Source organism: Flavobacterium stagni, from assembly GCF_004122105.1.
Taxonomy (GTDB): domain Bacteria; phylum Bacteroidota; class Bacteroidia; order Flavobacteriales; family Flavobacteriaceae; genus Flavobacterium; species Flavobacterium stagni.
In genome coordinates, this window is record NZ_SBKN01000005.1 from 83,906 (window position 1) to 108,434 (window position 24,529).

Genomic DNA, 24,529 nt, shown 5'->3' on the forward strand with positions numbered 1-24,529 from the left:
TATGAATTATGAGTTAGACATTAGACTTTAGTCTTTAGACGTTGGACTAGTTACTCTTATAAAACCGTTGGTTGGTTTTGGCCATTCGACGGAGGAGCGGACTGCAGCGGTAGCGGTCTTCACGGTATTCGTCGTAGAGCGCATCGAGTTTGTCGACACACCATTGAATCCCGAGTTCGTCGGCCCAAGCGAGGAGTCCCTTGGGATAATTCACCCCTTTGGTCATGGCATTATCGATGTCTTGTACGGATGCGACATTCAGGAAATGCGCATCGGCGGCTTCGTTGATGAGCATGACGATGACCCGTTGAAAAATACATTGTGCTAACGCGGTATCTTCAGTGGGTTGTGGCATTGCAGTGCTGTAATCGTAGAAACCACGACCCGACTTTCTTCCGTAGAATCCGGCTTCCGAAAGGCGTTTTTGCGTAAACGATGGTTTGTACCGCGGATCAAAATAGAAAGAGGTAAACACCGATTCGGTTACGGCATAGTTCACATCATTTCCGATGAAGTCCATGAGTTCGAAAGCCCCCATACGGAACCCGCCCACTGTTTTCAACGCCCAGTCGATGGTAGCAAAGTCGGCCATTCCTTCCTCATAAATGCGTAAACTCTCACTGTAAAAGGGTCGGGCCACACGATTCACGATAAATCCGGGAGTATCTTTGGCAACGGCTACGACTTTTTTCCAGGAGCGAATGGTTTCTACCGCGGTTTGCAACACGGTTTCTGCCGATTGCACCGCAGGAATGACTTCGACCAATTGCATTAAAGGTGCGGGATTGAAAAAGTGAATCCCGATGACGCGTTCTGCTTTTTGGCAGGAAGCGGCAATGGATGCGATGGACAACGAAGATGTATTGGAGGCTAATATCGTTGTTGGCGCCACAATACTTTCGAGTTCGGCAAACAACTTGCGCTTCACTTCTAGGTTTTCCACGATCGCTTCAATCACCAAATCCGCATCGGACAAGTCGGATAATGACGTCACATATGCGGTTCTATTTTGAATACCGGCTTTCGTCTCGGCGGTGATTTTTTCTTTTTCCACCAATTTGGACAAGGTCACTTCGAGTGCGGCTTTGCTTTTATCCAATGCCACTTGGTTTACATCAAACAATTTTACGGAGCACCCGGCGGTGGCGGCTACTTGCGCGATACCGCTGCCCATGGTTCCCGAACCGATAATCGCCACGTTGATTAACGATTGATGATTGTCGATTGTTGATTTTTGATTATTACTTTCTATCATGGTAATGCTACTTTGAAATCAGTTTTACAAGCTGATTTCGTTGATCTTCGATCGTTAATCGTTTAGTTTCCTTTGAATTCCGGTTTGCGTTTTTCGACAAAAGCGGCAACGCCTTCACGGTAATCGTTGGACGAACTCGCTTCGATTTGCAAATCGCTTTCCATGGCCAATTGCTCTTGCAGGTTATTGATCATGGAACGGTTCAATAATTTTTTGGTAAGCGCCAAGGCATGTGTCGGCATGTCGGCTAACGTTACAGCAAGCTTTTGCACTTCTTCTTCGAACAAGGCTGTGGGGTAACATTTGTAGATCATTCCCATTTCATAGGCTTCAGTGGCGGACACTTTATCGCCGAGCATCATCAAGGCCGATGCTTTTTGAAATCCGATTAAACGGGGTAAGAAAAATGTTCCGGCACTGTCGGGCACCAAACCAATTTTACTAAAGGCTTGAATGAACGCCGCCTGTTCGTTGGCGACCACAATATCACAGGCTAAAGCGATATTCGCTCCTGCACCCGCAGCAACACCATTAACGGCAGCTACAATGGGTTTTTCGATAGCGCGAATACGTTCGATAATGGGATTATAATGTTCTTCTAAGATTTTTCGGAACCCCGGATTGAGTTCGGGTGTGGTCACTTCTTTCAAGTCTTGACCGGCGCAAAAGGCTTTTCCGTTTCCAGTAATGACGATGGCGCGCACCTCAGGGTTTTGGGCGACCTCATCCAAGGCGGTTTGCATGGCGAGGGCCATTTCGCGGTTAAAGCTATTGAATACTTCGGGTCGGTTCAAGTGTAGGTACGCGACCTTGTTTTCAATCTTTTTTTCAATTGAATTTGTACTCATCGGTATATTGGTTAGTTGTAAGCGGACTTACGTTATTGTTTGTTATATAAACACCTGCAGCAACCGAAATTGTGCAGGTGGACTTTATTTTAAGCATTTAAAATAGTCAAAGGGTTCGTGACACGCCTCGCATTGAAACAAGGCTTTACAGGCGGTCGAACCAAACTGACTGACTAATCGGGTGTGGGTGGAACCGCATTGCGGGCACTTCACTATTTTTTTATTCCCAAGAAGCGCTTCCTTGTCGGCTTCCTCGGTTAGGGGCGCTGCGATGCCATAGGCTTCGAGTGCTTTTCGCCCGCGCTCGGTAATCCAATCGGTGGACCAAGCGGGAGCTAATATGAGTTTGACTTGGGCTTGGTACCCTTCTTTGGCGAAAGCCGCTTTGATATCATCGGCGATGGTATCCATGGCAGGGCAACCGCTGTAGGTGGGTGTAATTTTGATGAAAACATCGCGCTCTTGCACCTCAACTTCACGCACCACGCCCATGTCCATAATGGAAAGGACAGGAATCTCGGGATCGGAAACCGACTCGAGTATCGCGGTGATATGCGGAGTTATTGTTTTCATTTCAATTATCATGTTCTTACCAAGTCATGTTGGGATAAGTGCGTTGCATGTACTGCATTTCGGTCAAGATGAATCCCATGTGTTCGGAATGGATACCTTCTTTACCTCCTTTTAAGAAGTACTTCAAATCAGGCACAGTTAAGGTCGCTTCCGTCAATAAGGCCGTGATTTCTTGAGTCCAAGCCGCTTTTAAAGCAGCAACATCCACGCCTACTCCTGCTTCCACCATGGCGGTATCATCTGCGGTCATTAGGAACAACTCGTTGGTGAAAGTCCACAAATTGTCGAAAGCTTCTTGGATGCGGTTATGACTTTCTTCGGTTCCGTCGCCCAAACGTTTGATCCAATCGCCAGAAAAACGCTTGTGGTAACTCACTTCTTTGATGCTTTTCTTCGCGATGGCAGCTAGCACTTCGTCGTTGCTGTTTTGTAATTGTTCCAACAACAACAGATGAAACACATCAAACATGTATTGACGTGCCATCACATACCCAAAATCAGTATTGGGTTGTTCTACCAACAAGACGTTTTTGTATTCGCGTTCTTTACGCAAAAAAGCTAAGGTATCTTCAGTAGCCTCCCCGCCTTGCAATTCGGCTGCATATTGATAATAGCTGCGCGTTTGCCCTAGCAGGTCTAAGGCGATATTGGTGGTGGCAATATCGGTTTCCAGACTGGGTCCGTGCCCACACAGTTCGCTTAAGCGTTGCCCAAGGATGAGTGCGTTGTCGGCGATACCAAGGATGTAGTTTACTTTAGTCGTATACATGGTTCTATGATTAGTCATAAGTCGAAAAAGTCGTAAGTCGTAAGTCATCTTGGACTAAAACTCAAACCCTTTTACCTATGGACACATTTTATTTTTTTTTTTAATCTTTAAGGCTTAATGATTTAATCAAGCCTCGAATTATTCTTGCTACCTCATTGGCGCGTTCGATTAACATTTTTGAAATTGATTCCTCCAAATAATTTAACCGATTTCCCAAATAAAGCATAGATTTCACTTCGCTACACGAGCCTAAACTAATGTATAGAAATCGAACAAATTCTTTATCACTCATTCGATCAAAACCTTCTGCAATGTTGTTAGAAATAGATACGACTGCATTCTGAATTTGATTTTTGTATCCAAAATCTTTTACACTCGAAAATTCTTTATAAATCAACACTGCTAAATCTTGTGCTTTTTGCCAAGCCAAAATTTCTTCGAACTGATAAAACTTCATACTTTTTAAGATTACTCCACTTCATTTTCCTTTTCATTTTTCTAAAATAGCGTCATGTCTATCTATTCACTTTTCGTAATTATCGCATCAAAAAGTCTTTTTATAAGCCACTTATGACTGATGACTTTCCGACTTACGACTTCTTACATATGCTTTAACTCATCCGGCAATTCATAGAATGTGGGATGACGGTACACTTTATCCAATGCCGGTTCGAAGGTTTCTCCGTTGTGTTCGGGATTGGAGGCGGTGATTTGGCTAGAGGGTACAACCCAAATGCTTACCCCTTCGCCACGGCGGGTATAGACATCGCGTGCATTTTCTAATGCCATGGTTGCATCGGTTGCGTGAAGGGAACCACAGTGGCGGTGTTCTAATCCGTTTTTGCTACGGATAAAGACTTCCCATAGAGGCCAATTGTTCATAAAATTATGAGTTATGAGTTATGAATTATGTGTTGTTACACTGCTTTTTCTAGGTTGCGTTGGGTTTGTTTTTCGGCATGGGCCATGGCGGCATCGCGTACCCAAGTTCCTTTTTCCCAGGCGGAACGACGGGCTTCTAAACGCAATTTGTTGCATTTTCCATGTCCGTTAACGACTTGCCAGAACTCTTCCCAATCGATTTCACCGAAGTCGTAATGTTTACGATCTTCGTTCCATTTTAGGTTCGCGTCTGGAATTTTTGCGCCCAAGATTTCGGCTTGCGGCACGGTTTGGTCCACAAACTGTTGACGAAGTTCGTCGTTGGTTTTGCGTTTCAATTTCCATTTCACGGATTGTTCGGTGTTAGGTGATTCGGCATCACGGGGTCCGAACATCATCAAAGACGGCCACCACCAGCGGTTTAAGGCATCTTGCACCATATCCTTTTGTTCTTGCGTTCCTTTAGACATGGTTAATAAGATTTCGTAGCCTTGACGTTGGTGAAAACTTTCTTCTTTACAGATACGAATCATGGCACGCGAATAGGGTCCGTAGGACGTTCCCATTAAAGCTACTTGATTCATAATAGCGGCTCCGTCAACCAACCAACCGATGGCACCGATATCGGCCCATGTCAAGGAGGGATAGTTGAAAATGCTGGAATATTTTGCTTTACCTGTATGCAATTGCTCGTACATTTCGTCACGTGAAATGCCTAAGGTTTCGGCGGCGCTGTACAAGTACAAGCCGTGTCCGCCTTCATCTTGGATTTTGGCCAATAAGGCAACTTTACGACGCAAGGATGGCGCGCGGGTAATCCAATTGGCTTCGGGCAACATCCCTACGATTTCGGAGTGGGCGTGTTGCGAAATTTGACGAATGTGCGTTTGACGGTATTTCTCCGGCATCCAATCTTTGGGTTCAATTTTCTCGTCGTTATCGATGCGACGTTGAAACAATTCTTCTAAGTTTTTGATCTCTTTTTCTGACATCGTTGAATCCTTTTCGTTAGACAACTTGATGATCCCGAAGGCACATCGTTTTTTTTGTTTTTATGTTTTTCCCTTTTGGGATAATGTGATTTGAAAATCAATATTGTTGTTTAGCCCCGACCTGCCGGCAGGCAGGCAGGTAAAGGCGAAAGCGGGAAGTTACGTTCCTCAGAAATCGGAACGTCTGCTACTTAACTCATTACACCCCAAAGTCCACTACTACTTTCTTGGAAGTTGGAACAGCCTGACAACTCAATGTATAGTTTTTGGCCAATTCGTCTTCTTCCAGCGAGTAGTTCAATTTCATTTCGACCGAACCTTCTTTGACGATGCAACGGCAAGTACTGCACACGCCTCCTTTGCAGGCATAGGGCAAGTCGGCTCCCGCGGCAATCGCACCATCGAGGATGTTATCAAAATCATCGCCCATCACAAAGTGGAATTCTTTACCGCCATCGATGATGGTGACTTCGGTTCCTTCGACTTTTTTCTCGACGATTTTGCTGATGCGTTCTTTATCGGCCTCGGAAATCCCGGTATTGAATAACTCGAAATGAATGTATTCTTTGGGCAATCCAGCGGCCGTGAGTTCGTCCCGCAACAAGTGAATCATTTCCTCGGGTCCACACAAAAAACAATCGTGTGTATTGGGAATATCGATGATTCGCTTAGTAAGCGTTTGTATTTTTTCTTGGGTAAAACGACCGTTGAACAGTTCGGCGTGGCGGTGTTCTTTGGTCAAGAAATGGAAAATCTCAAAACGATTGAAATAGGTGTTTTTCAATTGTTCAATTTCTTCTTTAAAGATAATGGATTTTACGCTACGATTCAGGTAAAACAGTTTAAAAGTGCTGTGGGGTTCGTTGGCCAAATGCGTTTTGATGATGGACAACATGGGTGTTATTCCGCTACCTGCTGCAAAAGCGATGTAATTTTTAGCTACTTCTTTTTGCGTTTCCACATAAAACTTTCCATCGGGCGCCATCACTTCGATTTCGTCCCCCGCTTGCAACTGTTCGTTGACATAAGTCGAAAATAATCCGCCGGGAATTTGTTTGACCGCCACTTGCCATTTTTGTTCGTGTGGTGCCGAACAAAGAGAATAGGAACGGCGCACTTCTTGGCCGTCCAACTGCGTTTTGAACGTGAGGTGTTGGCCTTGTTTGAATTGGAAAGCCGGTTGGATTTCGGCAGGAATATCCAAAGTCACCACCGAACAATCTTTGGTTTCCTTGTAAATAGCAGCAACTTTTACCTTGTAAAACTGAACCATAATTTGCGTTTCTAATTTAACTAACAATTGTTAGTTTACGATACAAATTTAGTGATTTTTTTAATGGGTTACGAAATCGTTGTAAATTTTTAACGTGCGTTTACGGTGATCCCCTCGAGGAGCACGTTGCGCATATCGTTGCGCAGGGTAGTTTCGCTGAGGCTTTTGGTTTTATTGTACCAAAGGTAAAGCGTGCGCAAGGTGGACAAAATAGAGAAAATAATGACTTCGGGATTGCGGTGTTGGATTTCGCCGTTTTGCACACCCACTTTCACAATTTGTCGGAAATTTTCCTCGTAATCGGTGCGCATTTTTAAGAAATATTTCAAATCGGCTTCTTGCTCCAAATGCATCCAATCGTTATTCAAACAAGCGAGTGCATCGGGATTGCGCAGGGTGATATCGATATGCAATTGGATAATCCGTTCGATTTTAGCGATTGCGGAAGCTTCACTTTGCTGTACTTCTTCCATTACGGTTGTAAATTCTTCGGCGATAGTGATCACGATGAGTACGAGAATTTCTTGTTTGGATGCAATGTGGTTGTACAAACTCGCCGCCTTGATGTTCATGGCTTGGGCGATATCGCGCACAGTTACGGCGCTGTATCCTTTCTCTTTAAAGAGTCGGGCCGCGACGTTGATAATTTCCGTTTTGCGATCGGTGGGTTTCATGGGAGTCAAATGTACACAATTTTGCGTTTGGTAACTTGAGTTACGCTACACATGCAATTGACGTTTTACCTTTGTCAAAAAAAAGAACAGTATGGGACTATTGAATATGTTAGGATTTGGTGGAAAATCTGAAAATGTGAAAGAATTTATGGCAAAAGGCGCGGTGGTCATTGACGTGCGCACCTATGAAGAATTTGCTTCGGGTCATATCAAAGGATCGAAAAACATTCCGTTGCAAATTATCAGCGGTAAAGTTGCTGAAATAAAAAAACTAAACCAACCCATCATAGTGTGTTGCCGCAGTGGTATGCGCAGTGCACAAGCCGCTTCAATCTTAAAAGCACAAGGTATTGAAGTTATGAACGGCGGTGGTTGGGAAGGTTTGAATCGAGAATTGGCTTAGTATGAAAAAGTCCCGAGTAAAATCGGGACTTTTTTTATTGAATCGGGATGTTGGTAAAGGTTCCTGTGAGCGAATTTACTCCAGTAATTCCTGTACCTGTTGGAATTGAAAAAGAACCTGAGAGCTTGTTGTTTGCATTTGCCGTAATCGTAACACTTCCTGAAGTCCCCAACCACATCGCATTGGATCCGGGTTTAAGATAAGTTAGTACATTGGTTGCATTGTCTATTGTATAGGATCCTACTGCAAGCGACGACAGATTTATTTCAACAACTGTTGAGCCATTGTGAACTGCAAAAATGGACTTGAAAGTTGCATTTGCATAAGGTGTGGAAACCGTCTGATTCGCTGTAGCACCATTTTCTGTATAAAAGAAACCATCGGTTACGGAATTTGAATTGTTATTTGACGTTGGATTGTCTTTTGAGCAAGACACTAAGCTCGTGACAAGACATAAGAGAACTATTTTAAAAATTTTCATGATCTATTGTTTTAAAATTTGAATGCTTGTTTGTTTTTCTTGGGTCGAAATTTGTACGATATAAACTCCCGCAGGTAACGTGGATACATCTACGGATGCATCTTGGGAGTCACATTGGGCTTGAAGGACACTTCTTCCTTCAATCGAAAATACCTCAACACGAACTTGCTCTTGTAATTGGTCTATGGTAAAATACGATTGGGTTGGATTCGGGTACACTTTGAACTTTCCATTTGAAGTATTCACTACAGCTAAATTCGGGTCGGTCAACATCCATAATTCGGCAGTTCCGCCCAGTTGAAAAGCCGCTCTAAAAAACAAACTATTATTGGACACTTCCAATTCTTTAGGGATTGTATTCATCGCTAGCGTTGCATTTACCGTTGTAGGCATTTGTCGGGCCACGTTCACCGTACCCGCAGCGGTACCGTTAGTTTTAGATAAAAATCCCGTTTTTGTTTTTACAAAATAGAGTTCGTTATTATACACAATCGACACCAAGCCCAACCCAAAAGAATTGTCAAAATGACTCACTTGATTGGTTTGTAGTCCTTGAATCATCGAGAGCGAATCGTCAGAAGGGTTCAAGCGCCAAAGCACTAATTCCGCTTGATTTGAATTCGAAGCACCATCGGATCCTTGAAAATAGAGTGAGCCGTTGAATTCCCGCATGGTATTTTCAACGGTAGTATCGGAAGTTCCTGTATCTCCGAGATAGGTTTCCATGGCGCGCAAATAGGTGAAATTCCCGGCGGTATCGATTTTCCATATTCCTTGTTGCGTGGGCACGAGACGGTTTCTAGCAAAAAAATACAGGGCATTATTAGCTACAGTAAATCCACGTGCTAAGGCAAAATGATTGATAAACAATGAGTTCGTATTCGGATTGGGCAACGTAAAAATTTGGGTTCCTGCTTCCGTTCCGTCGGTGCTGTATAGGGCATAATTTGTATAGTCTGTGGCATTGGTATTGTTGGGTCGGCAGGTAAACCACAGGCGGTTGTTGAAAATTTGAAACGGAAAATACAGATAATTGCCTCCGTAGTAAAAAGCACCCCGTTCTGAAGTGGTATATAAATTACTCAAATCGACTACTTTTTGCGTCCCTGCTGTGGTCCCGTCGGTGGCATAAAGTTCGTAGCCAGTTGTACCATCATTGGCCACAAAGTATAATTTCCCATTAAAAACTTTAAAATTAGGATTGAATTGGGTTGAAACGGCCGAATTGAATCCGGGGTAAATATCTTTTAATAAGGATGTCCCTGCGAGTGTGCCATCGGAAGACCAAATTTCTTGCGCGGTATTTATATTGGAACCCACAAAATACATTTTGCCATTAAAAACAGTCAAGTATTTTAAATTGGTACAACCCGCAGCCGTGTAATCAAAAACTTTAACCGTTCCCGCTGTAGTTCCATCGGTACACCACAATGAATTTGCAGTTTGATTAAACGGATTATCGCTGGCAGGAAAATACAACTTGTTGTTGAAAATGCAGGTTCGATCCCGAAACTCCACGGGATCTTCCATAGCAACATCTAGGGCACTCGAACCGATGAAGGTCCCTGAAAATGAGATTTCTTTGAGTAAAGTAGTTGTATTTCCGTCATAGACAAACAATTCGCGTCCGCTTGTAGAGGACATTCCGGCAAAGATCATTTTCCCATTCAAAACGGTAAAGCCGGTAGGTTTTGCGATTCCGGCAGCTCCCGGAGTGACCACTGGTGGTTGAGCGAATATCCAGGTGGTCCATAAAAAGAAAAACGTGTGTACAAGTGTTTTCATAATCTTCTATTTAAGTTACAAAAATGAACAACTTGTACACACGAATCCATGCGCCAAACGGCGTATTTGTTTAGTATTTAGTCGTAAAACGAATGCTGATTTTTCCGGAAGCATCAAGCAGGATGGTTGCTATTAAGTTGGCCGTACCGACATTGGACCCATAGCGCTTGCGAATTTCAATTTTACGAACGATTCCTGCTTCTTTGTCGGCGGTGGTCAATAATTGGGGTTGTGCTTGGCTGTCGTAATGGTTGTAAGGAATGCTCATGGTTTTCGCAAAAAGATCATCCATGATAGCATTGTCGCCTTTTTTGTTGTATGCTGCGATAATGAAATTTTCGGTAAAACTCACTTCGACGGCTTTTACGGTAAAGTCGGTGATTTTAAGTTCCGATTTAAAGGCTTCGCCTTTTAGTGTTTGGTCATAGCCTAAGGATTTTCCTTTGACTTGGGCGAAGTTGGCTTTAATTAGCGCTTCCAATTCTGCTGGAAAGCGATCTGAGATTTGGGATGTTGCATCTATAGACAATAAAGTCACGACAACTAAAAGGATTGTTTTTAATTTCATAAGACTAAAAATTAGATTTTGTAACTATATTCCACCAACACATAATACACCGTATCATTTGAGACCACTGCCGTTTTTACCAACTCCCCTTTTTCGTCATAGGTATGGTTGTACCGAATAGGATCTTGGGTTTCGACTTTTAGATCTTCTATTAAATTATGATGGGAATCGTAGTTTTTTAAAAGCGTATAGGGTTCGCTCAATAAATTATGTTCCGATTGAACGAGTTGGCCCTTGACATAGTGATAGACTTCATCTACGAGCCATTTTTTCCCTTCTTTTACCCATATTTTTTGGTTGTAGGATGTTGGCAAGGCATACTGGGTAAATGTTTCTTTCCGCACTGGGGTTTTATCATCGGCTATGGTGAGTCTCTGAATGAGATGACCCATTTTGTCGTAGGTCAACAGAATTTGCGCGGTGATTTTACCGTTATCTAGTAATAGAATTTTTTGCAATTGCCCAGTTTTCGTATACAGGTACTTTTCTTCACTTTTGATATCAGGATAATTTTTTGTGTACCCTATGAGAAGCGAGTCTTTGTAATGAAAGGTCTCAGTGATCTCTTGGTCGTTTTCACGGGTAATCCGTTTTTGTAAACGTTGGTTTTCAAAAAAATAGGTAACCGTTTTGAAGGTATTTTTTTCACCCGTAACCCGATTGACTTCTGACTCTGTTTTGATGACTTCTTTCACCGATTTTGGAAAATGAAATTCAGCGACGCGATAGGATTCTTGGGCTCTCAATTCAAAACCTATCCACAAGATTATAATCACGAATATTCTCATAGTCTAATTTCTTGTTTTTGTCCGTTTAACACCACTCTAATTTTTCTATTTATGAAAATTCCAATAGAATCATATATCGTTTCCAAGACCATTTTTTTCAATTTCGCATCAAAACAACCCCATTTCCCATTCTTCTTGACCGCTATGAGTCCTTCATTGTCCGTTGGCCATCGAATTTCTTCAAAACCTTCTTCATAGGTTATTAATGACTCGCCTGATGTTGAATACAATGCCCATTGGTTCTTTTTATTTAGTACCAGAACAACCAAATTCGTGTAATGAATCATATCATATTCGGGTAAATAAATTGGACTTGCATTCTCAACATCCATCAAGATAATTTTCCCATTCCATTTCACTTGTGCTACTTTGAAATAAGGTATGTAGTTATAATGTAACTGTGTCGATTCTGCATTGGGATAGATGTAATCAAACACAGGTAGAGAAATCGCTCCGTTAGTACAATTTAAATAAGCATATTTGCCATTTTTATTTTTTATTACACAACCAAATCCTTCAAAAAAAATGTCAATTTTCTCTTTTTGAAGCGGAACTAGATAAGCTTCCTGATTCGAACTGTAAATACCGTAGCTAATTTCGTTGGATTGGTCTTTGACTTCTACATAAAGTACCTCTCCAAAACTTCCATTTTCTGTATGGTTTCTAAGAACCTTGAACGTATGAAAAGGCACACGTTTAAAATAACGATCTACATAATAACTTTCACCATTGCAATCGACTTCCAGCGCCAGTGTTTTCGAACGTTGAGAATTATTTAGAGGATTCCTAAATTTACAATCATTTTTACTAAAAACAGCATTCTCAAACGGTTTGACATTTTCATCCAAAATACGAATCTCATCCTCGTTATGCAGAAATATAAAAAGGCCATCCGGTATTTCATCCACAACAATTTCATCAATCCGATCTTCAAAAGGAACCAAAAGCTCTCCATCACAATTCATGATGGCTTTATATTTTGTTCCTTTTTGGGTTAAAATACGATATAGATTTCCTTTGGACTCAAAGGATTCTATATAACTAATATCATCAAAAATTGTTTTCCCGTCCAGTTTTATCTTGTAATAATTGCTGAACTTTACAGTGATTCGAGGACAATCTTGCGCCTGTAACCCCCACCCAAGAAAAGAAAGTATTCCAACTACCCAATAGCGCATCTTATAAATTTTTAAAATGAAACTTAAAAAAGTCTAAACCATAATACCGTTCAATATACGCTTTAAAATCGCTTCTAGAAATGGTTGAATTTTTCTTTATAAAGTCCCAATCCTCCTCAGAAATAGTAGCCAAATAGGATTTCCGTGCTTCTGAAGCCCATTTTAATATCGGCCCATATAGCGCATTTATCATTTGTTGCCCATCGGGTGTCCGACTACTTTTTGGACCGCCTTCCATGGTATGATTGATGGGTGTAGCGAAAACGGCTTCTGCAAGATTAATTTTGAATTCGACTGAATAATTGGAATCGTTTTTTATTTTTTCAAACAATAAAAGCATCGGATTGTACCCATATCTACAATTGCCTGCTGCCAACAAACCTTCTTTTGGATACTTATCGATTAATTCCATGAAACGCAACAACATAAGTTGCTGTTGTTCTGTTGTGGCTTTATCGTATTGCGTAGATGAATATTCTGCAAGTCCTCGTGGATACTTTATACCCTTTTTTCGGAAACCTCCAAAAATATAGGGCCAAATTTTAAGTTCTAATTTCTCCAATTGCGCTAATTCCGTACTGTCTTTAGTCACTTGTTGTAAGGTGTTAATTTCGGGCATGAGCATCGAACCCATAATTCGTGCCTGGTACAATTGCTCCATTTTTTCCGACAATGTTGATTTGGATTTTGTATTGAGGTAAAGGGTATAGGCTTGCTCTGCATCGTACATTTTTTGGGTCATTCCTGCAATATAAAAATCCTGATACTCCCCCATTTCGCCACTCTCCACAATATGGAAATTGGCAAACTCAGCTGCCGTTAGTCCATAATAGCCTTTGCTTTGTAATCGTGCATACCATTCGTTGTATCGTTGGGCATACAATGCACGAAAACTAGCATCTCTTTCCGCCTGTTCTGCGGGTTCAGCTTCGAGTTTTTTTTGCCAATGCTCGTCGTATTTCTTTTTGTCCCACATCCACTCAATCATTTTTAAAGCTTCTTTTTGATCGTCAGCAGAAGAACCCGTATTGCCATAATTTGGAGTAGCGGATTTACTATACATATTGGTTCGAATAGTATTGAGCGTGTTTTGTAAATCACGTGATTGCTGCCGATAGATTTCGGCATTATTGGGTGCATGATAGGCGTCACCGTATTGGGCTTGAGCAAAAACAGTATAAAAAAGGATAACGAAACTCCAACGCATAATCATTTTATTTTTGGTTTAAAGTTGAATTAATAATCTCACAGTTCCCATACGCCAAACAGCGTATTATATCAACTTATTATCTCGGGCTTTTTGTACGAGTTCGACCCGATTGTGTGCTTGCAATTTGCGGTAAATATTTTCGATGTGCTTTTTGACGGTTGCCGCTGAAATAAAAAGATTTTCTGCAATGGCTTTGTTTTTTAAGCCTTTCGAAATTTGCTCCAATACTTCGACTTCACGCTCGGAAAGTTGGATGGTTTCCGTAGTTTGTGTCACCAAAACCGCATCGGGATTTTTAAGAATGCGCAGGGTTTTCATGGCAATTGAAGGCGACATTGCGGCACCGCCTTGTAGTGTGTCTTGGATGGCCTCACGAATTTTTTCTCCATTCGTTTCTTTGAGCAAATACCCATCGGCTCCTGATTGTATCGCCTTAAAAATGGTTTCATCGGTATCAAAAACGGTGATCATCACAATTTTGATATGCGGCCATTTCGCTTTAATCGCTGCAGTTGCCTCAATACCATTCATTACAGGCATTTCAATATCCATCAAAATCAAATCGACATTGTTGTTCTTTTCTAAATACTGCACCATTTCGGCGCCATTGGCACAAGAAACTTTGATTTGGATATCGGGAAAATCCAACTTCTCTTGTAGGGCTTTGAGCAAGAAAAACTTGTCATCAACTAAGGCTAAACGAATCATGCTAATGGCAATTGAATAGTTATTAGTGTTCCTTCTTTGGGATTCGATTGTATGGCAAAACTTCCCCCGATTTCGGTAACGCGCTGTTCCATGGTTTGGAGTCCTTGTGATTGGTTTTTGGCGATTGCCCAATCGAATCCAATTCCGTTATCTTGTATGGTTAACACCAAATAATGTTCTTTAGAAAACCATTTGACCGCTATGGTAGTTGCTTTTGAATGTTTAATGGCATTATTGACCGCTTCTTGAAACACGCGAAAAAGGACAAGTGTAGCGCGCGTACCTAATTTTGTATCGGGATTGGGGTGAAAGTCATATTCAAACTGGATCGTCTCGGAAGCCTCACGCGCTTTCATTATAAAATTTACCATACGCAACCGCAATTCGTCAACGGTTTGGTGTTTCGGATTCAAAATCCAAATGGTATCGCGCAATTCGGTTATCGTGGTTTGTGTAAAATCGGCAATGGTTTGCAGCTTGTGTTGCGCTTTGGCATCTTGAAACAAACTTGTCTTTTGCAAACCTTGAATAATGGCATTGATAAAGGTAAGTTGCGAACCGATATTGTCGTGTAATTCTCTGGATATTTCTAGTTTTTGGGCGTTGAGTCGGTTGGTGGTCTCGGTTTCCTTAACTTGTTGTTCCCACAAATACTGCTGTTTTTGTCGTTTATTTTTTTGGTACAAAAGATATCCAATGGCTACGGCTACGAACAACAAAATTGCAGTAATAATTCCGGAAATTTTTACACGTTGCACCTCGACTTCTTTGGCCAATAGGGCATTTTCCTTTGCTTCGGTATCGTGTAAAACACGGTAAGCGATTTGTGCATTTTCGCGTTTTTCGTTCATTAACTCTTGATACACTTGTTGGTATTTTTCTTGGTATTCAAAAGCCTTTTGAAAGTCTTTCTGTGTTTTATAAAAATCCCGAAGTGCACTGTAATTTTTCAAGTAACCCGGTTTGTATTGTACTTTTTCTGCAATTGCAAAGCTTTGGTTGGTGTAATACAACAAGCTGTCTTTTTGCCCTTGAAAAGCGGCTAATTGCGCCAAATTGGTGTAGGTGTCAGCAATTTGTTTTTGTTGTTTATTTTGAATATCTAATACTAAACATTGGTGGAAGGATTGTTGCGCTTTCGCCAACTGACCCGAATACAGATAACAATTGGCTTGATTGTCTAAAAAAGTAACAGTTAATTGTAGGAGCCCGAATTTTTTACACAGTGCAATTCCAGTTGCATCATACGTCAGTGCCGAATCAAATCGACCCGACATGCCTTCGATATTGGCCAACGTATGCAGTGCGATGAGATAGGCAGAAGCATTTTTGGCTGTTGGCGTCGATGCCGTTGCATTTTTTGAAAACGCAATGGCTTTGTCGAGCTCATTTTTTTGATAATAAACTTGACCAATATTTGCCCAACAACTGGCTTCTTTATCCTGACTTCCCAGTTGGACAGCTTGTTGTTTTGCCTGATATAAAAACCGTAAGGCTTGCACATAGTCGCCATTGTTTTTATAATAATTACCAAAAGCAGCTTGAATGTAGTAGGACAGGGAATCGTTGGGTGTGTTTTTTAACAGCGCTTTCGCTTTTGTTGCGTGTTGAAACAAAGCCATTTCATTTCCAACACGTTGTTCATAATAGGTACAGGCTACCTCAGCAAGTACGGCATCCGCAGTATTTTGAGTATGTGAACGAAGCTGATTGACATTTTGTTCCATGTCCACTACGTTTTTGTAGCGCAATTGCATGGCAGTGTTAAAAAGCTGAATGCTTTTTGCATCCAATGAAGAATTTGACTTTCCTTTTTGGCTACATGAAAGGAGTACCAATAGAAAACCAACATATAATAGTGTAATACTTTTAATTCTCTTCATCGGGCAATCGAAGTTCGTGGATTAAATCGACCAACTGACTTTGAATTGCTTTCAGTTGTTCTTCGGTTTTTACAAGTTCTTTTTGGACAAGTTCCCAATCGTGTATTGGGTTTTTATCGGGATTTGGATTGGACATAAAAAGATGAAATTACGGTAAACTTTTTCCAAATCCAAAGGTGACTTCAAAAAGTGCCCGTTTCAATACGCCAAGGGGCGTATTTTTATAATTCAATAAAAAAATCGCATGAAAATCCTTTCACCCTAATGATTCGGTTGCACGACAACGCGCAATATAAAACCACCGAGAGGATCATTCTCAGTGGTACATTTTTATTTCTTCACATATCCCTTTCCGCTACAACTCGTACACGACATGACAACGTATCGTCCTGAACCGCCACAATGGCTACAAGTTGGTGGTCCGCCAGTAGTACCGGTATGTCGATCGTAGGTGACTTGGTCTTTTCGGTAGCCCGCTCCTTTGCACATGGGACATTGGATTTTAACTACTCCAGAACCCTCACATTTATGACATTGGGTTTCGTATTGGGTTTGATTGACGATTTCTTGTTGGCGGGCTTGATCCTCTTGGGCTCTTTTAGCTGCATAGTAATCCAATTCTCTTTGGTTCCCTAAACTTCTGTAATACGTTCCCCCATATACATGGCAGTAAAAATCACTTTCACTGTACTTATCGGGTCGTGTAAACGTACAAGTTGAGGATTTCCCATTGCTCCAATCGGTTGCTTCTAGAGTATAGCCGGTTTCAAAGTAAACGGTTCCTTTACCGCTAATTTGCCCAAAACTGTTGAATTCCCCCTCATAATATCTTGAATTGGGCGTATACTGATTACTTCTAGGAAAAACTTGTTTTCCAATATATTTACCTTGTTTATTACGTTCAATTTCAACGAGGGTATTTTCGATAGTAAAATTTCCTTTTACCAAAATCCCCTGCTCATAATCCCCAATTATTGCAACTGGATAATTATCATATGCTTTGGTACATTTTCCATGAAATACATAATTTTTTATAGGACCTACAATCGTGTATTTTCTACCAATAGCATCTTTACCATTCGCGGTAAAATCACCTATTGGATTTCCATTTTTAAATGTTCCAGATAATTCGTACCCCAAACCAAACTCGGGATCGTTATTTATATAAACAATGGAAGCACTATTTTGACAATCGCCACTTAAACAATAGATATTGGGTGCTAAAAGTTTGGCCTTTCTAACCAATTTACTCTTTTTGTATTCACACCATTCAATCGTTCCCTGTGGATTTTTTATTGGAATAAATCCATCAACCGTATTACCAAAGCCATAACTAAATTCCGCTGTAAAAGTACCCAGCTGGTTTGAAATAGTCCATTTCCCTACCGGACTAAATTCCGATCGTTCTCCAAGGTATTCATAGCCTTCTTTAGTTCGGTAGTAAGTAGTTCCAACAATAGAATATCTAATATTAAATTTTGATTTTAATTTGGTTCCATCAGTAGCTGTAAATTCAAATTCATCCGTAGTTTTAATATCCAATTCTGCTCCATTTTGAAAAGTAAATTTTAGGGCTATGGGAACTTTCATCCCAGAAAAACTCGAAGGACTATCATAGGTTTTATAGGAAGAAATTACCGCTTTGTCACCCGAAGCAAAACTGTAATTTCCATTTACAGGTTTCCCTTCAAAAAAATCACCTTCATAACTATCGCCATTAGCAAAGCTAACTTTTCCATTTCGAAATGAATACGCGCCATCAGATAGACGTTTTTTTACTTCTCCTTTAAAATGAATATCACCTTTTAAAGTTACCTCATAAATCTCTTGATTGCGTTCATTCAGCATTTGATTTTTTAACTTCCCTTTTTTGAAAAAAACTTGGTCTGCAGCAATAAATTGAACAGTGGGAATCTTTACGGGCAGCTTCATATCAAATAATTCCGGGAATACTTCACGGGCATTGATATCTTGTCCAAAACTAAATGAATAGAAAAAGAACAGAAAATATGAAATTACTTTTTTCATGGAATATAATTTTGTTTGTATCAAAACTAATTCGGTAATACCATAATGTAAATACGATAAAATACGTAATTAGATCAGCTTATTCGACTTGGCTTTCTGAATAGCTTCGAGTTTGTTGTGGACTTGCAACTTGGTGTAGATATTTTCCACATGTTTGCGAATAGTTCCAGCGGAAAGAAAGAGATTCTCAGCTATCGCATTGTATTTTAAACCTTTGCTTAATTGTTCGAGCACTTCAATTTCTCGAGAAGTCAACGTAATCTCTTCCCGATTAACCGATTCATCAAAAGAGACCGGTTCGCGCAATAACTTAAGTGTTTTCAAGGCAATCGAAGGCGTCATCGCTGCACCTCCATTGAGGGTTTCTACGATACCGTTGTACAATTCTTGGGGATTGACTTCTTTCAAAAAATACCCATCGGCACCTGCTTTGATGGATTTGAAAATATTTTCATCATTATCAAAAACCGTCAACATGATGATTTTAAGCTGGGGATATTTATGCTTCACCGCTTCTGTGGCTTCGATGCCGTTCATTTTTGGCATTTCGATATCCATTAAAATGAGATCGAGATGATGGTTCTTTTCTAATTTCTCCAACAATTCCGTTCCATCAAACGCCCGAAATTTCACTTCAATATCTTCGAAAAAAGACAATTTATCGAGTATGGCTTTTTGCAAAAATGTATTATCATCGACTATGGCTACACGTATCATTTTCTAACGTTTTAAAGTGAAAGTTACTTGGGTTCCTGTTCCTTCATTGGACGCAATAGTGCATGTTCCTCCTATTTCCTCCATCCTTTTTTTCATATTGTACAAGCCGTTTCCATTGACAACAGTAGCTTCTGAAAAACCAATGCCGTCATCCGTGATCTGAACTAGAATTTCATTCTCATGCTGTTGCGCCGATACTTGTATGGATTTGGCCTTGGCATATTTGAGTGCATTATTCACCGCTTCTTGAATGGAGCGATACAAGTTGATTCCTTCCAGCGACGTGAGATGAAAAGCATCTAATTCCGCAGAAATAACAAATTGCAAATTCACTTGATCTTGTGCCATTTGAGCTTTTTCCAAGAAATTCATCAAGCGCGACCGCAATTCTTCCATGGTGAAATTATCGTTGTTCATTGCCCAAATCGTATCGCGTAATTCTTGAATGGTGGTTTTACTAAAGTCACTGATTTTGGTGAGTTGGGCGCCGAGTTTGGCTTCAACATTGGGAAAACCAAACTTCAAATTTTCAACTGTAGATATAATAAAAGTTAGCTGCGCTCCAATATTATCATGTAAATCTCTTGAAATAGCCAATCGTTGTTCGTGCAATTGATTCTGACTTTCAATTTGCGCTATGGCAGCTTGCAATTCAAATTCTTGTTTTTGTTGGCTGTTTTTAAGTCGCTGCTGACGGTAAATTAAATACCCAATTAACCCCACAAACAAGGTGATCAGGGACAAAATTATTAACCAAGTTGTCTTTTTACGGTTCTTGATTTCTTGCTGTAAAAGCTCTTTTTCTTTTTTCTCGGTTTGGTATTTTGTTTCTAATTCGTTGGTGGCTTTCAGTGTAAATTCCTCCAGCGCTTGGTCTTTGGCATCCGTATATTTTTCGGTATAATATATCACACTATCGCCTAAATTTTCATGCGCATATACGGCTACTAGCAATTGATACGTTTGCAAGGCGTGATCTTTAAAATGCTGTTTTTCAAAAAGAGGTTCAACTGATTTCAGAATAAACTTTGCTTCTTTAAATTTTCCTTGGGCAACTTCTTCTTTGGCGACTTTAAGTTGGGATACCGCTTCGTCCAAATCCGAGTTCAAGCGTTGGCGAACCTCTAATGATTTTTGATACAAGGCCAAGGCTTCTTGCGACTTTTTCTGATCGGCTTTGACACTTCCAATATTACTCAAAGCCGAGGAAATTCCTTTGTTATTCCCAACCGATTGACACGCTTTCAACGCTTTTTCATAATAGCGAAGCGCACCCGTTGTATCTTTCATTTTCAACAAAACATTGCCCATATTGGTGCAGGAAACACAGAGTCCGTCATTGAGATTGTTTTTGGTCTCAAAGTCAATTTCCTCTTGAATGTATTTTTTTGCTTTGAGATAATCTTTTAATTTCAAAAGCACCAAACCGATATTTCCTTTGATGGTGAGGGTATTTTTTTGATCGTTAATGGATTCAAAATAGGCCAATGCCTCTAAAAAAGACTCCATTGATTTTTTGTAATCAAAGGTCCGCTCGTAGATATTACCTAAATTGTTTTGCACTTTGGCGATCCCTTTGGTGTCTTTTCGCGCCTTTCGAATTTTCAAACATTTGAGGTAGTTTTCTTTCGATTGTTGGTAATCGCCTTTACGAAAATGAACGGCTCCCACATCGCTATAGACTTGGGCAATCAAGGTCGAATCGCCTAATTTTTGTGCTTCTCGCAAGGCTTTTCCGCCATAAACGAGTGCAGAATCACTGGAAACATTGGAATAATACCAGGTTAAATCCGAATAAATCGTAGCAGTTCGTTTTGAATCGGGGTGGGATTGTAATTCCGTTTTCAATTTATCGATAAGTGCATTGACGTCTTGTGCGGCTATATTCCATCCGAAACTTAAAAAAAAGAAGAGACAAAGCTTCTTAAACAGGAAGCTGGAGCAGGATTTGCGTGCCATGGTTGGTTAGGGTTTTAATTTCTAGATTACCTCCAATTTCCTCCATCCGTTTTCGCATATTATGTAATCCATTACCAAAGTTAACATTTTCAAGGTCAAAACCTTTACCATCGTCACGAATTTCTATTTGTAAGGAATTATTTATTCGTTGGACTTGAACTTGAATGCGATTCGGTTGCGCATATTTTAAGGCGTTATTGACTGCTTCTTGTATGGAACGATAGAGATGAATACCCGACAAGGATGAAAAAGTTACGGCTGAAGCTTCTGGTGTACATTGAAAATCAAATTGAACAGACGTTGCTACTGAAGCTGCTTTTTCAATAAAATTAGACAAGCGCATTTTTAAATCTTCCATATGAAATTCTCCATGATTCATAGCCCAGATGGTATCGCGCAACTCACGAATGGTCTGTTGACTAAATTCAGAAATTCGGTCCAGTTGTAGGGTTAATTTTTCATTAAGTGCAGGAAACGCAAATTTTAATGTATCTATGGATGAAATTATAAAAGTCAGTTGAGCACCAATATTGTCATGTAAGTCTCTTGAAATGGCCAATCGTTGTTCATGCAACTGATTTTGATTAGCCACTTCTTGAATTGCTTTTTCTAAGGCAAAGGCTTGTTGTGTTTGAAGTAACTTTAATTTTTGTTGGCGCAACAATAACCATCCAATTCCTAAAACACTCAAGAGTCCCAACACTAAGAAACCTAACCAATACTTTTGGCGTGCAACTTGCAATTCTTGTTCATGCAATTGTTGCTCTTTTTCTTGAGTTCGGTAACTCACTTCAAGTTCGGTCTGTTTTGCACGCATGGTGGAAAGATTTAAACTGTCTTTCCAACGCACTACCTCTTGATAATCTGAAACTGCTTTATCGGATTTACCTAACGAATTCCATAGACTTGCGCGTTGCTGTAAACCTTGAACTAACAAGTCCGTAAGTCCTTTACGTTGGGCATAGTGTACTACAAAATCCAATCGCTGCAAAGCCTTAATTGGCTTTTTTTCAGCTTGGTCCAAAGAGGCTAAGGAAAGATTCGTTTCACATAGACCAATGGAATCGTTTAAAGATTGTCGAACCTGCAAGGCTTTTTCAAAAAAAGGTCGGGCTTGCGCATATTTTTTTTGCAAAAGAAAGAGTCCGCCCAAATTATTCAAACTGTATGGCAAACCCGATTGATCATGGTAACGCATTTTCAATTTCAATCCTTTTTGATAAAAAAAGTAGGCACTATCCCATTGCTCTTGCATCTCTTTTAAAACTCCATAATTATCATATAATCCCATGAGTGGTTGATCCAAATTTTTATGTTCCGCCAAATGAAGACCACGCTGCATATATCCTTCGGCTAAAATCATGTTATGCCGTTTCATTCGATACCCCATTTCACCATACAATTGTGCAACTTTCTCCCAATCGTGACGGGATTGGAATCCGCGAATTGCCTTAAGTCCCCACTCGATTTGAAGGTCATATTTTCCTTGATAGTAGAGTAACAAACTAATGTTTGCTGCGGTTTCATTTGCTCGCTTATTGTATTTTGGTGATTGGAATTGTTTCCAATTGTTCAAATAGCGAGGTAAAAGTCGGTTTGCATTTTGAATTTTTTGTTCGAAAGGAAGCTGATTCAATGAATCGATGGTGGTGCTGGACTGACCGAAAAGCGAAAAAGGCATTGTTATTCCAAAAAGAAATAACAACACCTCATTCAAAAGATGATATTTGTTTCTATGCTTTATCATCTATAGAACTAACCCGCTCAAAGAGCATTTTTTGTAACGACACCACCTCATGGCCAATGCGCTGCATATCTTGCGAATAGGTCGTGGTATAAGTGGTGGTCAATTGAGCCTGTTGCACCAACCGTTTTTGTTTTTCGACAAGAACATCTAATGCTATCTGTAATTGACCCAACTGCTTTCTATGTTGGTTTCGCAAACGTTGGTTCTGAATCCAAAGTCGCAGCGAAATCACCATAAAAAGGAAAACTAAGCCAACTAAAAGTAGGGTCATAAAGAAAGCGTTATATCGTACAAATTTTGACTTTTTTCAAACGCTAAACCATACGACAAAATGCGTATTTATTTTGTGGTCATTAATAATGTCTTTGGAACGGCAACCGATTTTAAAAGCACGCCTTCTTCGGAAGAAGTGGTATACCACAACCGCTCATTCGTTTCATCATAAAACGGCTGCACTTCATAATCAACAGTATTAATTACTGGACCTAAATTTTGGGGTTCGCTCCAATTTTTCCAGGTATCATCCAAGCGGTAGGACACATACAAATCATGACTCCCATAACCACTGAATCCGTTGGAAGCGAACAACAAGGTTTTTTGGTCGGACAACAGTTGGGGTGCCGATTCATCCGCTGCAGAATTGATTATTTTCCCTAAGGATTGCAACAACCCATACGTCCCGTCGGGTTTTCGTTTGGTCCAATACAAATCGGTGCCTCCTTGTGTAAAATCGGATTCAATGGAAAGGATTAAAACTTGGGCATCAGGGGTCATGGTCGCGTCTGAAAACGTATCAAAGTTACTGTAAGCGGCTATTTTTATTGGCCCTTCCGAAACCCATTGCCCGTCTTGTTTTTTAAACAACTCATAACCGGATTCTTGGGTTCCATTAGTATACGGCAATCCGCCTTTTAACAGAAATGTATCGGTAGCATATTCGATATAATTAAAAGAGTAATCGCCATTGAAAACGGCACTTTTTTGAGGAGTACCCAGGGTACCTTGGTTGAGCGGATAGCCATAAATAACTTCCTGATTATTTTCATATTGTGTCAAATACATATAATTCCCATTTTGCACACAGGGAATGCTACTATTCGTACCAGTTACTACTGGCTTTGGAAGTTGGGCGGAAGATGGAATACTATTGATTTGCGCTTCAATGGGTTGTTCACTATCCGAAATTCCGATGGCATCAATCTGTTTAGCGCCGGGCAAAAGCGCAAAATTAAATTCGATTTTTACGGCGATTACATTTTCAGACGGATGCTCCAACAACACGCGTTCAACTCCGGGATTGATGATTTCTGGCACCTCACCGATTTTTCTTCGTTTTCTGCCAAAATAATACGAACGATCTCCCCCTAATGTGCGTCGGTATACCGTGGTTTTGTAATCGGGTCTCCGACTCCAGACTGTTTGAAATTTCTCCCCATCTGTGGACACTGAAACGGCTACCACGCAACCTGCATTTAGGTTTTCAAAAATCGCAATTTGCTTTACGGTTTGGGCTTTTTCGAAACCTACACTAACGATCTCTCTTCCGTCCAAGGCATTTTTGGGCATCCAGGCATTGGCACTAAATCCGCCTTGAGGAAAAACATCGGGTTTACCTAAAATGCGTTTTATCCCAAATTGTTTGCCCCCCAAATCACTCGAATATTTGATCAATTTTGAAGCAAACTGTATATTTTGTGCTTGAAGTTGGCACCCCAACATCACAAGTAATATTCCTATTTTTTTCATCGTATTCCATTTTAAAAAAAAGGGCTGCAATGCAATGATTACAGCCCCGAACAAAGCAATAT

At 40.5% G+C, this 24,529-nt stretch carries 25 protein-coding genes; 1 reads left to right on the top strand and 24 read right to left on the bottom strand.

The window, feature by feature from the left end; translation table 11 throughout:
• Positions 1–46: 46 nt before the first annotated feature.
• The 9 genes from EQG61_RS09145 to EQG61_RS09185 all read right to left on the bottom strand — a co-directional run bounded on the left by EQG61_RS09145 (position 47) and on the right by EQG61_RS09185 (position 7,266).
• Positions 47–1,255: a 3-hydroxyacyl-CoA dehydrogenase NAD-binding domain-containing protein gene (locus EQG61_RS09145; protein WP_235829050.1), complete on the bottom strand. Its 1,209-nt coding sequence runs from the start codon at positions 1,253–1,255 to the stop codon at positions 47–49.
• Positions 1,256–1,317: 62 nt separating this feature from the next.
• Positions 1,318–2,103, bottom strand: a complete 786-nt coding sequence (locus tag EQG61_RS09150; RefSeq protein WP_073364161.1) for an enoyl-CoA hydratase-related protein — start codon at positions 2,101–2,103, stop codon at positions 1,318–1,320.
• Positions 2,104–2,187: 84 nt separating this feature from the next.
• Positions 2,188–2,676, bottom strand: a complete 489-nt coding sequence (paaD, locus tag EQG61_RS09155) for a 1,2-phenylacetyl-CoA epoxidase subunit PaaD (protein WP_235829051.1) — start codon at positions 2,674–2,676, stop codon at positions 2,188–2,190.
• Positions 2,677–2,692: 16 nt separating this feature from the next.
• Positions 2,693–3,445, bottom strand: a complete 753-nt coding sequence (gene paaC, locus EQG61_RS09160; RefSeq protein ID WP_129461616.1) for a 1,2-phenylacetyl-CoA epoxidase subunit PaaC — start codon at positions 3,443–3,445, stop codon at positions 2,693–2,695.
• A 100-nt stretch (positions 3,446–3,545) separates the two neighbouring features.
• Entirely contained in the window at positions 3,546–3,902 is a 357-nt protein-coding gene (locus tag EQG61_RS09165) for a four helix bundle protein (RefSeq protein ID WP_129461617.1), read from the bottom strand.
• A 143-nt stretch (positions 3,903–4,045) separates the two neighbouring features.
• Positions 4,046–4,327, bottom strand: a complete 282-nt coding sequence (gene paaB, locus EQG61_RS09170) for a 1,2-phenylacetyl-CoA epoxidase subunit PaaB (protein WP_073364158.1) — start codon at positions 4,325–4,327, stop codon at positions 4,046–4,048.
• Between the two features lie 35 nt (positions 4,328–4,362).
• Positions 4,363–5,319, bottom strand: a complete 957-nt coding sequence (gene paaA, locus EQG61_RS09175; RefSeq protein ID WP_129461618.1) for a 1,2-phenylacetyl-CoA epoxidase subunit PaaA — start codon at positions 5,317–5,319, stop codon at positions 4,363–4,365.
• A gap of 199 nt (positions 5,320–5,518) precedes the next feature.
• Positions 5,519–6,592, bottom strand: coding sequence for a 1,2-phenylacetyl-CoA epoxidase subunit PaaE (gene paaE / locus EQG61_RS09180; RefSeq protein WP_129461619.1), 1,074 nt, complete (start codon positions 6,590–6,592; stop codon positions 5,519–5,521).
• Between the two features lie 89 nt (positions 6,593–6,681).
• The gene (locus EQG61_RS09185; protein ID WP_129461620.1) at positions 6,682–7,266 is read right to left on the bottom strand and encodes a TetR/AcrR family transcriptional regulator; all 585 of its coding nucleotides are present in this window, start codon (positions 7,264–7,266) and stop codon (positions 6,682–6,684) included.
• A gap of 91 nt (positions 7,267–7,357) precedes the next feature.
• On the opposite strand from EQG61_RS09185, the gene EQG61_RS09190 reads away from it, so the two are divergent.
• Complete coding sequence (locus tag EQG61_RS09190) at positions 7,358–7,669, top strand: rhodanese-like domain-containing protein (protein ID WP_129461621.1); 312 nt, start codon at positions 7,358–7,360, stop codon at positions 7,667–7,669.
• A 34-nt stretch (positions 7,670–7,703) separates the two neighbouring features.
• On the opposite strand, the gene EQG61_RS09195 is transcribed toward EQG61_RS09190, so the two are convergent.
• From EQG61_RS09195 to EQG61_RS09260, 15 genes are all read right to left on the bottom strand, one after another.
• The gene (locus EQG61_RS09195) at positions 7,704–8,150 is read right to left on the bottom strand and encodes a hypothetical protein (protein WP_129461622.1); all 447 of its coding nucleotides are present in this window, start codon (positions 8,148–8,150) and stop codon (positions 7,704–7,706) included.
• A gap of 3 nt (positions 8,151–8,153) precedes the next feature.
• The gene (locus tag EQG61_RS09200) at positions 8,154–9,935 is read right to left on the bottom strand and encodes a T9SS type A sorting domain-containing protein (protein WP_129461623.1); all 1,782 of its coding nucleotides are present in this window, start codon (positions 9,933–9,935) and stop codon (positions 8,154–8,156) included.
• A 70-nt stretch (positions 9,936–10,005) separates the two neighbouring features.
• Positions 10,006–10,503, bottom strand: a complete 498-nt coding sequence (locus tag EQG61_RS09205; protein WP_129461624.1) for a hypothetical protein — start codon at positions 10,501–10,503, stop codon at positions 10,006–10,008.
• 11 nt (positions 10,504–10,514) lie between these two features.
• Complete coding sequence (locus EQG61_RS09210; RefSeq protein ID WP_129461625.1) at positions 10,515–11,291, bottom strand: hypothetical protein; 777 nt, start codon at positions 11,289–11,291, stop codon at positions 10,515–10,517.
• On the bottom strand, positions 11,288–12,469 hold the full coding sequence (locus EQG61_RS09215; RefSeq protein ID WP_129461626.1) for a WG repeat-containing protein: 1,182 nt from the start codon (positions 12,467–12,469) through the stop codon (positions 11,288–11,290). The genes EQG61_RS09210 and EQG61_RS09215 overlap by 4 nt, the downstream gene beginning before the upstream one ends.
• Position 12,470: 1 nt before the next feature.
• The gene (locus EQG61_RS09220; RefSeq protein WP_129461627.1) at positions 12,471–13,676 is read right to left on the bottom strand and encodes a hypothetical protein; all 1,206 of its coding nucleotides are present in this window, start codon (positions 13,674–13,676) and stop codon (positions 12,471–12,473) included.
• Between the two features lie 66 nt (positions 13,677–13,742).
• Positions 13,743–14,387, bottom strand: coding sequence for a response regulator (locus EQG61_RS09225; RefSeq protein WP_129461628.1), 645 nt, complete (start codon positions 14,385–14,387; stop codon positions 13,743–13,745).
• A complete protein-coding gene (locus EQG61_RS09230) occupies positions 14,384–16,270 on the bottom strand; it encodes a tetratricopeptide repeat-containing sensor histidine kinase (protein ID WP_129461629.1) in 1,887 nt (628 codons plus the stop codon). The genes EQG61_RS09225 and EQG61_RS09230 overlap by 4 nt, the downstream gene beginning before the upstream one ends.
• On the bottom strand, positions 16,257–16,406 hold the full coding sequence (locus EQG61_RS13770) for a hypothetical protein (protein ID WP_164974923.1): 150 nt from the start codon (positions 16,404–16,406) through the stop codon (positions 16,257–16,259). The genes EQG61_RS09230 and EQG61_RS13770 overlap by 14 nt, the downstream gene beginning before the upstream one ends.
• Before the next feature lie 194 nt (positions 16,407–16,600).
• On the bottom strand, positions 16,601–18,298 hold the full coding sequence (locus EQG61_RS09235; protein WP_129461630.1) for a hypothetical protein: 1,698 nt from the start codon (positions 18,296–18,298) through the stop codon (positions 16,601–16,603).
• A 69-nt stretch (positions 18,299–18,367) separates the two neighbouring features.
• A complete protein-coding gene (locus EQG61_RS09240; protein ID WP_129461631.1) occupies positions 18,368–19,015 on the bottom strand; it encodes a response regulator in 648 nt (215 codons plus the stop codon).
• 3 nt (positions 19,016–19,018) lie between these two features.
• Entirely contained in the window at positions 19,019–20,974 is a 1,956-nt protein-coding gene (locus EQG61_RS09245; protein WP_129461632.1) for a tetratricopeptide repeat-containing sensor histidine kinase, read from the bottom strand.
• Positions 20,940–22,655: a sensor histidine kinase gene (locus tag EQG61_RS09250; RefSeq protein WP_164974924.1), complete on the bottom strand. Its 1,716-nt coding sequence runs from the start codon at positions 22,653–22,655 to the stop codon at positions 20,940–20,942. Before EQG61_RS09250 ends, EQG61_RS09245 begins: the two co-directional genes overlap by 35 nt.
• Positions 22,656–22,707: 52 nt before the next feature.
• Entirely contained in the window at positions 22,708–22,992 is a 285-nt protein-coding gene (locus EQG61_RS09255; protein WP_129461634.1) for a hypothetical protein, read from the bottom strand.
• 68 nt (positions 22,993–23,060) lie between these two features.
• Positions 23,061–24,467, bottom strand: coding sequence for a hypothetical protein (locus tag EQG61_RS09260; RefSeq protein ID WP_129461635.1), 1,407 nt, complete (start codon positions 24,465–24,467; stop codon positions 23,061–23,063).
• Positions 24,468–24,529: the final 62 nt, after the last annotated feature.